Origin of the sequence: Sphingomonas sp. G-3-2-10 (genome assembly GCF_012927115.1) — a bacterium.
GTDB lineage: Bacteria > Pseudomonadota > Alphaproteobacteria > Sphingomonadales > Sphingomonadaceae > Sphingomonas.
Map to the genome: position 1 here is coordinate 709330 of NZ_JABBFY010000001.1, position 12794 is coordinate 722123.

General features: G+C 64.8%; 11 protein-coding genes. 4 read left to right on the forward strand and 7 right to left on the reverse strand.

Features of this window, described 5'->3' with window-relative positions; genetic code table 11:
• Positions 1 to 98: 98 nt before the first annotated feature.
• The 3 genes from argC to HHL13_RS03600 all read right to left on the reverse strand — a co-directional run bounded on the left by argC (position 99) and on the right by HHL13_RS03600 (position 1703).
• Positions 99 to 1037 (reverse strand): N-acetyl-gamma-glutamyl-phosphate reductase, encoded by a 939-nt coding sequence (gene argC / locus HHL13_RS03590; RefSeq protein WP_169554381.1) that lies wholly within the window; start codon positions 1035 to 1037, stop codon positions 99 to 101.
• The gene (locus HHL13_RS22445; RefSeq protein WP_240953611.1) at positions 1034 to 1231 is read right to left on the reverse strand and encodes an SH3 domain-containing protein; all 198 of its coding nucleotides are present in this window, start codon (positions 1229 to 1231) and stop codon (positions 1034 to 1036) included. Before HHL13_RS22445 ends, argC begins: the two co-directional genes overlap by 4 nt.
• Before the next feature lie 118 nt (positions 1232 to 1349).
• Positions 1350 to 1703 (reverse strand): MarR family transcriptional regulator, encoded by a 354-nt coding sequence (locus tag HHL13_RS03600; protein WP_169556752.1) that lies wholly within the window; start codon positions 1701 to 1703, stop codon positions 1350 to 1352.
• 254 nt (positions 1704 to 1957) lie between these two features.
• Between HHL13_RS03600 and secG the strand changes: the two genes are divergently transcribed.
• Together secG and HHL13_RS03610 are read left to right on the forward strand one after the other, a co-directional pair.
• Positions 1958 to 2347, forward strand: a complete 390-nt coding sequence (secG, locus tag HHL13_RS03605; RefSeq protein ID WP_169554382.1) for a preprotein translocase subunit SecG — start codon at positions 1958 to 1960, stop codon at positions 2345 to 2347.
• A 134-nt stretch (positions 2348 to 2481) separates the two neighbouring features.
• On the forward strand, positions 2482 to 4113 hold the full coding sequence (locus HHL13_RS03610) for a CTP synthase (protein ID WP_169554383.1): 1632 nt from the start codon (positions 2482 to 2484) through the stop codon (positions 4111 to 4113).
• 48 nt (positions 4114 to 4161) lie between these two features.
• Here HHL13_RS03610 and HHL13_RS03615 read toward each other — a convergent pair whose 3' ends face one another.
• Positions 4162 to 4386 (reverse strand): hypothetical protein, encoded by a 225-nt coding sequence (locus HHL13_RS03615; protein ID WP_169554384.1) that lies wholly within the window; start codon positions 4384 to 4386, stop codon positions 4162 to 4164.
• A 169-nt stretch (positions 4387 to 4555) separates the two neighbouring features.
• On the opposite strand from HHL13_RS03615, the gene HHL13_RS03620 reads away from it, so the two are divergent.
• The gene (locus tag HHL13_RS03620) at positions 4556 to 5596 is read left to right on the forward strand and encodes a serine hydrolase domain-containing protein (RefSeq protein ID WP_169554385.1); all 1041 of its coding nucleotides are present in this window, start codon (positions 4556 to 4558) and stop codon (positions 5594 to 5596) included.
• 95 nt (positions 5597 to 5691) lie between these two features.
• Here HHL13_RS03620 and HHL13_RS03625 read toward each other — a convergent pair whose 3' ends face one another.
• Positions 5692 to 6159, reverse strand: coding sequence for an Hsp20 family protein (locus HHL13_RS03625; protein WP_169554386.1), 468 nt, complete (start codon positions 6157 to 6159; stop codon positions 5692 to 5694).
• 272 nt (positions 6160 to 6431) lie between these two features.
• On the opposite strand from HHL13_RS03625, the gene HHL13_RS03630 reads away from it, so the two are divergent.
• Positions 6432 to 8894: a TonB-dependent receptor gene (locus tag HHL13_RS03630; RefSeq protein ID WP_169554387.1), complete on the forward strand. Its 2463-nt coding sequence runs from the start codon at positions 6432 to 6434 to the stop codon at positions 8892 to 8894.
• 144 nt (positions 8895 to 9038) lie between these two features.
• Here HHL13_RS03630 and HHL13_RS03635 read toward each other — a convergent pair whose 3' ends face one another.
• Positions 9039 to 11237, reverse strand: a complete 2199-nt coding sequence (locus HHL13_RS03635; protein ID WP_169554388.1) for a TonB-dependent receptor — start codon at positions 11235 to 11237, stop codon at positions 9039 to 9041.
• A gap of 191 nt (positions 11238 to 11428) precedes the next feature.
• On the reverse strand, positions 11429 to 12763 hold the full coding sequence (locus tag HHL13_RS03640; protein WP_169554389.1) for an alginate export family protein: 1335 nt from the start codon (positions 12761 to 12763) through the stop codon (positions 11429 to 11431).
• Positions 12764 to 12794: the final 31 nt, after the last annotated feature.

A 12794-nucleotide genomic window follows, 5' to 3' on the forward strand; every position in this document is an offset into this window, starting at 1 on the left:
CAAGGGTACCGGACAAGAATTGGTCATTACCAATTCTGGGTACCCGGTGTCAGTCCGGGTTAGGGACGGAGGAATGAGATCTTCGACGCCGATACGGCTTAAAGTACCAGCCCTGCCGTCTGATCGAGACCCGCCATGATGTTGAGGTTCTGCACCGCGGCACCCGCCGCGCCCTTGCCGAGATTGTCGAGCGTGGCGACGAGCCGCGCCTGGCCGCGCTCGGCATTGCCGAACACCCGCAGCGTCAGCCGGTCGGTGCCGGCATCATCCTCGATCGCGATCGTCGAGATGTCGCCGGCGGGCAGCACGCGGACGATCGGGCTGTCCTTGTACGCGTCGGCCAGCGCGGTCTCGATCGTCGCCAGCGACGGCTTGCGGGGCAAAGCGTGGAGCGGCAGCGGGACTTCGACCACCATCCCGCGATAGGTGCGGGCGACGGCGGGCATGAAGATCGGGGGATGCTCCATGCGGGCGTGCTTCTGCATCTCGGGCACATGCTTGTGCGCGAGGCTCAGACCATAGGGGCGGAAGGCGGTGGTCGTGTGATCCTTGGCCTCCTCGAATTCGGCGATCATCGTCTTGCCGCCGCCCGAATAGCCCGAAGTGGCGTTGACGCTGAGCACCCAGTCGACCGGAATGAAACCCGCGCGGACCAGCGGACGGATCAGCGCGAGATAGCCGGTCGGGTAGCAGCCGGGATTGCTGACGAATCGCGCCGCCGCGATCGCCGCGGTCTGGCTCGGCTCCAGTTCGGCGAAGCCATAGGCCCAGCCATCCGCCACGCGATGCGCGGTCGAAGCGTCGATCACTCGAGTCGCGGGATTCTCGATCATCGAAACCGCTTCGATGGCGGCGTCGTCGGGGAGGCAGAGGATCACGAAATCCGCCGCGTTAAGCGCTGCACTGCGCTTCTTCGCGTTCTTGCGGGACTTGTCGTCGAGCACGACCAGATCGATCTCGCTCCGGCCTTCCAGCCGCTCGCGAATCTCAAGGCCGGTGGTGCCTACCGCGCCGTCGATAAAAACCTTGATGGTCATGCCCCCGGCGCCTCACCCAGCGCATCCGCATCGATATAGCCGACAAGCCGCGGCGTCGCGGCGACGCCCCAGGCGTTGATCCCGGCCAGTTCCAGCACTTCGAACGTTTCGCCGGCAGCGAGTTCGGCAACCACGTCCGAATCGATCTTGGGTCCGGCGCGCAGCGCGACCGCGCGGGCAAGGGCGCGTGGCATCGGCGAGGCATAATGTGGCGCGAATACGCGGTCCGCGAGGCGGATATCGGCAAGGTCGCCACGAACCGCGTCGACGCGAGGATCGACCGGCGCGGAGACTCCGGTCAGTGCGAAGCGTTTACGCGTTGGCCCTTTGGGCGACAGGCTCGCTGATGTTTCCCCCTGAGAGGAAGTGCCCGAATTCTGCAAGAAAATCAGCCCCTTCAGTCGTTCGCGCGACAAAGATGTTACGCTTGTCCGTATCGTCGCGCTGACGGCGCAGATAGCCGAGCGCGCCGAGCCGGTTCAAGGCTCGCGTCACGACCGGCTTAGAGACATTGAGCGCCCGCGCCAAGCCGCGCACGGTATGCGGGCCCGGATCGAGGTAAACGAGCAACAGTAGGGCCATCTGGCGATTGGTGAGGTCCGGCTCTCCCGATCGAACATAGTCGATCAACGTGTTCTTCCAGGAGGCAAGCGATCTGTCTGACATGGCGTTCACGGTCTTTACTCTATCCGTTACGGCCCCGGCACAGGCCGGAGTTATCCGCCACTAAACGCGCGTGGGGCCCGCAAGTTTCAGTCCGCGGGCGAAATGTTACGGATACGGGACGAGTCGTTTCGGATGCGGCATGTCGATCGGCTGGGGCGGCGGGCCGCTTCGGGCGCAGCGTCGACGCAAGATGGTTGAACCCGCACCGCGCCTCCACTATGTCGCGCCTTTCCGCAAAAGGTCCGCGCTTCCCGATGTTCACTTTCCTGCTCGTCATTCAGTTCGTCGTCGCCGCCATGCTGGTGACGGTGATCCTCATGCAAAAGTCGGAAGGCGGCGGCCTGACCACGGGCGGCAGCCCGTCGGGCCTGATGTCGGCGCGCGGCGCTGCGGATTTCCTGACGCGCGCGACGTCGATCCTGGCGACGGCGTTCATCGTGCTGTGCATCGCGCTGGCGGTAATGGCGGCCAGCCGCCGCTCGGTTTCGGTCGATGCGTCGCTTCAGAAGACTCCGGCAGCCTCGGTGCCCGCCACTGGCACGGCGCCCGCAACCGGCAATAGCGCGGCTCCGGCCCCGCAGGGCGCGGCGCCCGCCAATTCGACCACCCCGGCAGGCAACACCAGCCGGCCCTTCGGTCAGTAAGGTGAACCCCGCGGAAACGCGGGGTTTTCTCTTCAGCCGCTCCGCCGCCGCGCGGAGCTTTCCACAAAAAAAGTGCGCTGCCCCGGATTCGGGTGCTTTCGGCGCGCGTCCATTCACGCTAGGCATTTTCCCCCATGGCGCGGTATATTTTCATCACCGGCGGCGTGGTCTCCTCGCTCGGTAAAGGTCTCATGGCGGCGAGTCTCGCTGCCCTCCTCCAGGCGCGGGGCTATTCGGTCCGCATCCGCAAGTTCGATCCCTATCTGAACGTCGATCCGGGCACGATGTCGCCCTATCAGCATGGCGAAGTCTATGTGACCGACGACGGGGCGGAAACCGATCTCGACCTCGGCCATTACGAGCGCTTCACCGGCGTCGCGTCGCGCCAGTCGGACAACGTCACCTCGGGCCGGATCTACCAGCAGATCATCACGCGTGAGCGCAAGGGCGATTATCTGGGCGCCACCGTGCAAGTGATCCCGCACGTGACCGACGCGATCAAGGAATTCGCCCAGGCAGACACCGACGGCCTCGATTTCGTGCTGTGCGAGATCGGCGGCACTGTGGGCGACATCGAGTCGCTGCCGTTCATCGAAGCGATTCGCCAGCTTCGCAACGATCTGGGCCGCGGCAACTCGGTCAGCGTCCATCTGACGCTGGTGCCGTACATCGCCGCTGCGGGCGAACTGAAGACCAAGCCGACCCAGCACAGCGTGCGCGAACTCGCCGCGCTGGGCGTTCAGCCCGACGTGCTGGTCTGCCGCAGCGAACAGCCCCTGCCGGAAGGCGAGCGCGCCAAGATCGCGCTGTTCTGCAACGTCCGCAAGGAAGCGGTCATTCCGGCGCTCGACGCGAGGAGCATCTATGCGGTGCCCGCGCAGTATCACGCGCAGGGCCTCGACAGCGAAGTGCTGCGTGCCTTCGGGATCGATCCGGGCGCTGCGCCGTCGCTGGCGCGCTGGGAAGACATTACGGAGCGCCTCGACAATCCCGAGGGCGAAGTCACGATCGGCGTGGTCGGCAAATATGTCGGCCTGCCGGATGCGTACAAGTCGCTCCACGAAGCGCTGGTTCATGGCGGCATCGCCAATCGCGTGAAGGTCAATGTCCGCTGGCTCGACGCCGAGCTGTTCGAGGGCGATGCCGACGAGATCGCCGCGCAGCTCGAGCCGATGCACGCGATCCTCGTCCCCGGCGGGTTCGGCGAACGCGGCAGCGAAGGCAAGATCGCCAGCGTCCGCTTCGCGCGCGAGCGTGGGGTGCCGTTCTTCGGCATCTGTCTCGGGATGCAGATGGCATGCGTCGAAGGCGCGCGGGCACAGGGCCTCGCCAATGCATCGACCACCGAGTTCGGCGAGACCGATACCCCGATCGTCGGCCTCATTACTGAATGGCTGGGCAAGGACGGCCTTCAGAAGCGCGAGCAGGGCGGCGATCTGGGCGGTACGATGCGCCTTGGCGCCTATCCGGCGAAGCTGGCGGGCAACAGCGTGGTCAATTCGATCTATCAGGCGACCGACATCAGCGAGCGCCATCGCCACCGCTACGAAGTGAATACGCACTACAAGGACGCGCTGGAGGCCGGCGGTCTCGTCTTCTCGGGCATGTCGCCCGACGGTACGTTGCCCGAAATCGTCGAGCGGCCGGATCACCCCTGGTTCGTCGGCGTCCAGTTCCATCCGGAGCTGAAGTCGAAGCCGTTCGATCCGCACCCGCTGTTCCGCAGCTTCATCGAAGCAGCGGTGCGCCAGAGCCGATTGGTCTGATGAGGGAGCCCCGGTCAGCGGCCGGGGCGATCGCTGCGGGCCGGGCGATCAGTCGCCCGCGTTCAGCCGCGCGGCCTCGGCCTCATATTCCTCGGCCATATTCGTAAGCGAATCGCGGGTCCGCGGATCCAGCACGCTGCTGCACAGCCGGCGGCAGCGCGCCGCCTGCGCGCGCAGCGTTTCCGCGCGCGTTTCGCGGTCACTTTCCTCAGGGTCGGAAAAGCTGATCGGCGCGACGTGCGCCGGGTTCGAACTGTCTAGATTGTCGTCCATTACGCCCAAACAAAAACCCCGTTCCCGCGCACGAAACGTCGAATCCGTACAAAGGTTCCGAACCGCGCCAAAAAAGTGACACGAGTCTGCGAGATGCTATCTGCGGAAGCGTGAAGGGGACGGCGTAATGGATCGGCGCGGATTTATCGGAGTGTCCGCGGCTGCCGTCATGGCCGCGCAACCAGCCTTCGCCGCGGAGGAAGATGCGCTGGCCAAGGCAATCGCCGACCGGGCGGCTAGCTCGGGCTTCAGCGGCACCATCCTCGTCGCCCGGAACGGCAAGCCGATCTATCGCGGCGCGTTCGGGCAGGCAGAGCTGGCGTTCGGTGCGCCCTGTGCGGTCGATACGCGCTACCGCATCGCCTCGATCACGAAGCTGTTCACCGCCACGCTGATCCTCCGGCTCGAAGCGCAGGGCAAGCTGGGCCTCGATCGCACGATCCGGACCTGCCTGCCGCGCTATGCGGGGGAGGGCGCGGACAAGGTGACGATCCGGCAGTTGCTCAATCACACCTCGGGCATCGCCAATTTCGATTCCGTCACCAGCTACGAGGCGGCGATCAGGGACGGCATCCCGTCCTACCAGCTGCCGCAATCGAGCGACGCGCTGCTCGACAAGTTCGCCAGCGGCAAGCTGGTGCGCGAGCCGGGCAAGGCGTTCGAGTACAACAACGCCGATTACATCATCCTCGGCAAGATCGTGGAGGCGCTGACCGGGCTCGACTATGACGCCGCGCTGCGCCGCGAGATCACCGCCCCGCTCGGCCTCGCCGAAACCGGGCTGCTGTTCCAGAACCGGGTGATGCCGCGACTGGCCTCGACCTATTTCAAATATGGCGAGCAGCCGCTGATCAACGACATGCCGGTCTATATGGAAAATTGGTACGCGGCCGGCGGCATGTACGCGACCGTGGGCGACCTGCTCGGCTTCGCCAATGCGCTCTATGGCGGCAAGCTTATTGGCCAGGCGCAACTCGATGCGCTGCTCACGCCGGGGCTCGACGATTATGGCTTCGGCTTGTGGATCGCGAGCCTGAAGGTCGGCGAGAAGCGGCACCGATTCGCCCAGCGGCCGGGCAGCATCATGGGCGCCAACGCGACCCTGCTGCATTTTCCCGACGATGCGCTGACGGTGGTGATCCTCGCCAACACCAACAAGGCCGATATCGACGCGTTCGGCTTCCATATCGGGCGGACGGCTTTGGGCTGAACCCAGAAACGAAAGGCGCCCGGACCTCTCGATCCGGGCGCCCCCTGGCGCGGCGTCCAAAGGGAGGAAGACGCCGCGAGCCGTGGTGGGTCGGGTTACGCCGCTTTGGCGGTGCTGTGCTCGATCGATTCGGCGGGCTTGTTGCCGCCGACGGCGATCTTCTTGGGCTTCATCGCTTCGGGCACTTCGCGGACCAGTTCGATGGTCAGCAGGCCGTCGGCCAGATCGGCGCTTTCGACGCGCACGAAATCGGCCAGTTCGAAACGGCGCTCGAAGCTGCGGTTGGCGATGCCGACATGCAGGAACGCGCCCTGGCTATTCTCGTTCTCGGCCTTCTTGCCGGCGACGACGAGCAGGTTCTGCTGCGCGGTGATGTCGATCTCGTCCGACTTGAAGCCGGCGATGGCGAGGGTGATCCGATAGCGGTCATCGGCCACGCGCTCGAGATTGAAGGGGGGATAATTCTCCGACGCCTGCTGGCGGGCGCTGGCTTCGAGCATGTCGAAAAGACGGTCGAATCCGATGGTCGAGCGGCGGAACGGAGTGAAGTCGAACTGACGCATTTCAAAACCTCTCTTGAGCAAGTTGAACGTCCTGATCCGGACCCGAAATCGGCGTCCGGCGGTGTTTCGCGGCCCATTGCGGCGCCGCGTATCCCTTATCTTGGATCGCGGTATCCGGGTTTCAAGAGGGGCTGAATCCACGCTTTTCTGCGGCGAAACGCACCCGATCCGCGCCGTAAAACGCGCGCTAGGGCTTCCCAAAGATTCCCTTTGTCGATTATTCCTATAGGAATGATGGAGTTTAATTGGGCAACGTTCAAAGGGGATCAAGAATGCGCCTAACGAAACTCGCTCTGACATTACTCGTCGGCACCGCGCCGGTTGCCGCATTCGCACAGACGAGCGATCCGGTGACCGTAACCGGGCAGAACGACGGCGCACCGAGCACGCCCGGCGATCAGGATCGTACCGAGGACGATGTTCAGCGCAGTTCGGCGTCTTCCGAAATCATCGTCACCGCCCGCCGCCGTGCGGAGCAGGTGCAGGACGTACCGATCCCGATCTCGGTGGTCGGCGTGAAGGAACTGGACAGCACCGGCAGCTTCAATGTGCAGCGTCTCCAGCAGATCCAGCCGACGCTTCAATTCTATTCGTCGAACCCGCGCAACTCGTCGGTCAACATCCGCGGTCTCGGCGCGCCGCTTGGCCTCACCAATGACGGCATCGACCAGGGCGTCGGCGTGTATATCGACCAGATCTATTTCAGCCGCGTCGCAGTCGCCACGCTCGATTTTCTCGACATCCAGCAGGTCGAGACGCTGCGCGGGCCGCAGGGCACGCTGTACGGCAAGAACACCGTTGCCGGCGCGATCAACATCACCAGCAAGGCGCCCAGCTTCACCTTCGAGGGCCGCGCCGAAGTGACCGTGGGCAATCTCGAGTTCAAGCAGGCCAAGGCGTCGGTCTCCGGCCCGCTCGCCGACAATGTCGCGGTGCGCCTCGGTGCGTCGACCACCAGCCGCCAGGGCACGATCTACAACGTCGCCAGCGGCACCTATATCAACGGGCAGGACAATATCGGCATCCGCGGATCGGTGCTGTGGAAGGTCAGCGACGTCCTCAAGCTGACTCTGTCGGGCGATTATAATCGCCAGAACCCGAATTGCTGCGCGCAGATCTATGTCCGCTATGGCCCGACCCAGCGTGCGGCAGCCCGCCAGTATCCGGCGCTGACCGCGGCATTCGGCTATTCGGTGCCGAGCACCAACCCGTTCGATCGCCTGACCGACGTCGACGCCGAACTGAACGCGCTCAACGTCCTTGGCGGCGCATCGCTGCGCGCCGAGCTCGAACTGGGCAACGGCGTGCTGACCTCGGTTTCGGCATGGCGCTTCTGGGACTGGGGCCCGAAGAACGATCGCGACTTCACCGGCCTGCCGATCACCACCCTGTCGCAAAATCCGACCGAACAGACCCAGTTCACCCAGGAATTCCGCTATGCCGGCGAAGGCAAGGGTTTCGACTATGTCGTCGGCGCCTTCGCATTCTATCAGGACATCCACACCACCGGCACGCAGCGCCAGGGGCCGGCGGCGAGCCGCTGGCTGATCAATCCCAGCAACGCGCTGGCGAACGATCCGACCGTGCTCGACGGCCTGACCGCGAACAACGACATCCGCCTGAAGAACTTCAGCGGCGCGGTATTCGCCAAGGTGAATTGGGAGGTCACCGATCAGTTCACTCTCTCGCCGGGCATCCGCGTCAATTACGACGACAAGGTCGGCAGCTATGTCAGCATCGTGCGTGACGGGCAGGGCAACCTCGTCCCCGCGACCGGCGGCACGGCGCGCCAGATCGAGCAGCGCACGGCAGTGACTCCGCAGGCCTTCCGCGACGAATCGTTCAAGGAATGGAACCTCACCTACGACTTCACCGCGTCGTTCAAGCCGACCCGCGACGTGCTGATCTACGCAACCTATGCGCACACGTTCAAATCGGGCGGCCTGAACCTCAACGGCGTTCCGGTCGTGGCCGGCGTCGCCCAGACCCAGTTCGCCCAGGTGAAGCCGGAGAAGGTCGATCACTTCGAAATCGGTGCGAAGACCCAGTTCTGGGATCGCCGCGCCACGCTGAACATCACGGGCTACTGGACCTCGATCAAGGACTATCAGGCGCTGGTCAATGACGGCCAGAATTCGACCCTGCGCGGTTATCTGGCCAATGCCGGCCAGGTCCGTGTCCGCGGCATCGAGGCCGACTTCTCGGTCCGTCCGTCCGACCGCTTCAGCTTCTATGTGAACGGCGCCTACACCGATCACGAATATGTCGACTTCAAGAACGCCCCGTGCCCGCCGGAGCTTTCGGGTGGCGGTAGCGGCGCAGTGATCGGCGCACCCGGTACGCCCAACACCAACAGCCCGACTGCCTGTGACATTTCGGGTCAGTGGCTTCCGGGTATCTCGAACTGGGCCTTCTCTTTCGGCGGCGAATACAACGTGCCGGCGAACCTGCTGGGCGAGGATGGCGAGATCTATATCGGCGGCGACGGCAACTACCGCTCGAAATTCTCGTCCAACGCCTCGCGTTCGATCTACACCGACATCGAAGGCTATGCGCTGGCCAACTTCCGGCTCGGCTTCCGCACCGAGAAGTTCAACATCTTCGGCTGGGTCCGCAACGCCTTCGATCAGGAATATTTCGATCTGCTGGCGACCACGCCGGGCAATACCGGCCTGATCGCCGGCAACCCGGGCGACCCGCGCACCTATGGTGCAACCGTGTCGCTCAACTTCTGAGCCAAGGCCTTTGAGAGCTTGGTCCTCCACCATGGCCGGGGAGGGCTGAGGGGAGGGGATCGCCGCCCGCGCGGTCCCCTCCTTCCCAAACACAGAAAAGGGGACCGGATCGCTCCGGTCCCCTTTTCCCGTTCCGCGTGACGATCAGAACTTGATGGCGAGATCCATGCCGATCGTGCGCGGGGCGATCACGCCCATTGCGAACGGGCTGGATGCCGGGGTCAGGCCCAGCGTGCCCAGCGCGGTGATGCCGCGCTCGTCGGTCAGGTTCTTAGCGTACACCGTCAGGCTGTAATTCTTGTAGCTCAGCCCGGCGTTCAGCCCCAGCGTGGTATATTCGGGCAGGCTGCGCAGCGCCCGGTTGGTATAGTTGGACGTGCGTTCGCCGACATGGCCGACGATGCCGCCGAACGAGCCGTTCAGGTCGCCGCCCAGGCTGAAGTCGTACTGCGCGGTGACCGATCCCGACCAGCGCGGGACCAGCGGCATCCGGTCGCCCTTCAGGCCGCCCGCGGCCGGCGCATCTTCGGTCAGGTGCGCATCGGTATAGGCCGCGTTGATGCCGAAGCTGAGGCCGCGGACCGGATTGATCCGGACGGTCGCTTCGCCGCCGGTGCTGACCGCGTCGCCGCCATTGACGAAGAAGTTGAACCCGCCCGCGCTGGTCTGGATCTGCACGTCCTTCCAGTCGGTGTGGAACAGCGCCGCGTCGACCGTGAGCATCCGATCGAATGCCGAGACCTTGAAGCCGCCTTCATAGCTGGTCAGGCGATCGGGATCGAAGGTGACCGGCGCGCCGACGCCCGGCGCGTTCGGGCCGCCCGGGCGATAGCCCGACGAGGCGCGGAGATAGACCATCGCGTTTTCGGAAATGCGGAAGCGCGGGCTGACGAGGAAGGTGAACACGTCCGCCTTCTCGGTGCCGTGGCCGACATTCGATCCGCCGGGGATGATCAGGCCGACATAGCTGTGATCATAGACCTGGCTGTCATGCGAATAACGGCCGCCCAGCAGCACGTCGAACCGGTCGCCGAAATGGACCGTGGTGTTCGCGAAGATCGAATATTCGCTGTACTTCGACGTGATCGATGCGGTCGCGATGTTCGGGAAGGCGACGTCCGCGCCCGTCACCGGATTGAAGGTGAAGAATTTGGGGATGCGGTTCGCATCGTCCTCGTGCGTATAATAGAATCCGACCTGAGCATCGAACAGGCCGCCCGCGAGGCCATTGGCGTCGGCGCGGAATTCCTGCGACCAGCGCTCGACCGTGGTCGACTGGACCGAACGCACGCCGATGCCGCCCAGCGCCAGGCCGAAGCTGGACGAGGCATCGACGCCGGTATCCGCCTTCGCGGTCTGATAGGTGGTCGACGAGGTCAGCTCGACCGCGCCGAGATCGACGTTGATCGTGCCGTTGTACAGGCGGAACGAGACCTTGCCGCGCTCGCGCGACAGATGCCGCTGGCGCAGATCGCCATAGAGCGGGAGCAGCGAGTTCGGATCCACGTCGATCACGCTGGTGCCGCCGACCTTGGTGTCCTGACCGATCGCCTGCAGGCTGATGCGCACGTTCGGGCCGAGCTTCGCGGCGATCTGAACGCGGCCGCCGGTGACGTCGGCATAATTGACGTCCTTTGCTGCGGCCGGGCCTGAAACGATGTCGATGAAGCCGGCATCGCGGCGGTTGAACGCGCTGGCGCGAACGACCAGCGTATCGCTGATCAGCGGCACGTTGATCGAGCCGCGCACGGCATAGCCGGTGCCGCCGCCCAGCACGCTGTTGACGCCGCCCGAGATGCGGCCGGAGACGCTGTTATAGTCCGGCGCGGTGGTGACGTACTTGATCAGGCCGCCCATCGAATTGGCGCCGTAGAGCGTGCCCTGCGGCCCCTTGAGCACTTCGATCTGGCCGAGATCGGCGGGATCGAGATCGAGCGTGGTGTTCGATCCGCCGGTATAGGCGTTGACCGATCCGATCGGCGCTTCGTCGACATAGAAGGAGGTTGCGGCGGCGGACTGGGCCGGGCCGGTGGTGATGCCGCGCAGCGTGACCTGGGTGAGGCCGGGACGGCCCGAGGAAAGCGACAGGCCCGGAACCTGAGTCGCATAATCCTCGAACTTCACCGCGCCCTGCTGCTGGAGCGTTTCGGAGCTGACCACTGCGACCGACGCGGGAACGTCCTGAAGCCGCTGCGAGCGCTTCTGCGCGGTGACGACGATTTCCGGATTGCCGGCGCCGTCATCGGCGGGAGCGGCATCCTGCGCGAAGGCCGGCGCGGCGGCGAAAAGCACGGCAGCGGTGCCTGCGAGCAACGCGGTGCGGCCGGTCAGAACCTTGATCAAAGCAACCCTCCCAAACTGTAATTTCGCTTATTGTGGGATGCTACCTATCAGATAGCTTTTCCCGATGCGCTGCCTTGCTCTTTGCCGATCCGCTCGGACTCTATGCGGGCATGTGCGCCGATCGGCACATAGGGTTTAGCACGTAAATCGCCGGAAATCCGTGGATTTCCGGCCGTTCTGGAGGGGGGTGCCTAGAAGCTGGCGGTCAGATTGAGCGAGCCATAGAGGGTTGTCTCACCCCGCGGCGCGTTGGGAGCCTGCTCGAGGAACCGCCCCTTCGCCAGCACCACGCTATTGGCTTCGAAGCGCAGTGTGTTCGGCCGGACCCACCAGCGCAGCCGCGCGTCGAACTGGTGCCCGGCGAACCCGCCCGATCGGCCGCTGGCGTCGCGCACCCCGGTCGTCGAGAAGCTGTCGGTCGGCTCGGCGAGCCACAACGCGTGATAGCTGGCGAACAGATCGAGGCGCTTGGAAGGAACGGCTTCGATCCGGATTCCCGGCGTCGAGATATTGGCGCGGCCGACTGCATTATAGAGACCCGAGGGCGCGAGATCGGCGCGGCGCATCCCGAACAGCGTGTCGAAGCGGCCATAGCGCCCGCCCGCGCGGTCGCCGCTGGCGCGGTCATATTCCAGCGAGAGACGCGGCTTCCACGCGCCGGCGAAGGTGTAGCCCACATCGCCGTGGATGAACCATGCGGAAACGGGGAGCTGGGCGGCGTTGGATGCGGTGGAAGCGCTGATGTTGCCCGACTGGTAGAATGCCTCGATCTCGATATCGGCTTTCCCGGCTGCCGGATCGCGGAGGATGCGCCCGCCATAGGTGTTCAGCGAACGATCGCGCGTGGTGCGGCCCGGTGCGTCCCGCTCGCCAAGATGGTAGAAGCTGAGTTCGGCCGTCAGCGGGCCGATCGCCTTCGCCTTCGCCGCGGTGCCGCCCCACAGGACGAGATCGAAGCCTTCAAGATCGAATGCGATCGCATTGCGGCGGACTGCCGCCGGATCGTCGGGGCGGCGCTGCTGCGGCAGGACGTAGATCAGGGTGGCAATGATCCCGCCATTGGCGGTCAGGCTGGCCTGAACGCCGGTATAGCCGTTGGTGGTGTTGCGGTAATCGTCCGCCGCGACCAGCCTGCGCGAGCCCATATTGAGCGTGAAACGGCCGGCCCGCAGATTGAGCTTCGCGCCATTGCCCAAGCCGAAATCCGCGGCGGCATAGGCCTGGACGAGTTCGAGCGCGTTGACTTCGTTGGTCGAAACCGGGGTTCCCGGTTCCTCGCCATAAACGCGGCTGTCCCACAGCTCCGCGACGAGGCTTACCGGCCCGGTCCTGTATCGCGCCAGCAGCGTGGTGCGCAGATTGACGAGGTCGTCATGCGCGTTGAATCCGGCGCGCGGCTGATTGGCGATCGCTTCGTAGCGCAGCCGGACGGTGCCCGAGACATCGAGACCTTCGGAATCCTGCGCGAAGGCAGGGCCGGCGGCGAGGGCGGTGGCGAGTGAAAGTGACAGGCGGAGGCTGAGCATGGAGGCGTCCCGGACGAGGGTGGACGCGATG

Bases quoted from the DNA above. Each gene is read 5' to 3' on its own strand.
- argC (WP_169554381.1), bottom strand. From the start codon at position 1,037: ATGACCATCAAGGTTTTTATCGACGGCGCGGTAGGCACCACCGGCCTT.
- HHL13_RS22445 (WP_240953611.1), bottom strand. From the start codon at position 1,231: ATGCCACGCGCCCTTGCCCGCGCGGTCGCGCTGCGCGCCGGACCCAAG.
- HHL13_RS03600 (WP_169556752.1), bottom strand. From the start codon at position 1,703: ATGTCAGACAGATCGCTTGCCTCCTGGAAGAACACGTTGATCGACTAT.
- secG (WP_169554382.1), top strand. From the start codon at position 1,958: ATGTTCACTTTCCTGCTCGTCATTCAGTTCGTCGTCGCCGCCATGCTG.
- HHL13_RS03610 (WP_169554383.1), top strand. From the start codon at position 2,482: ATGGCGCGGTATATTTTCATCACCGGCGGCGTGGTCTCCTCGCTCGGT.
- HHL13_RS03615 (WP_169554384.1), bottom strand. From the start codon at position 4,386: ATGGACGACAATCTAGACAGTTCGAACCCGGCGCACGTCGCGCCGATC.
- HHL13_RS03620 (WP_169554385.1), top strand. From the start codon at position 4,556: ATGGCCGCGCAACCAGCCTTCGCCGCGGAGGAAGATGCGCTGGCCAAG.
- HHL13_RS03625 (WP_169554386.1), bottom strand. From the start codon at position 6,159: ATGCGTCAGTTCGACTTCACTCCGTTCCGCCGCTCGACCATCGGATTC.
- HHL13_RS03630 (WP_169554387.1), top strand. From the start codon at position 6,432: ATGCGCCTAACGAAACTCGCTCTGACATTACTCGTCGGCACCGCGCCG.
- HHL13_RS03640 (WP_169554389.1), bottom strand. From the start codon at position 12,763: ATGCTCAGCCTCCGCCTGTCACTTTCACTCGCCACCGCCCTCGCCGCC.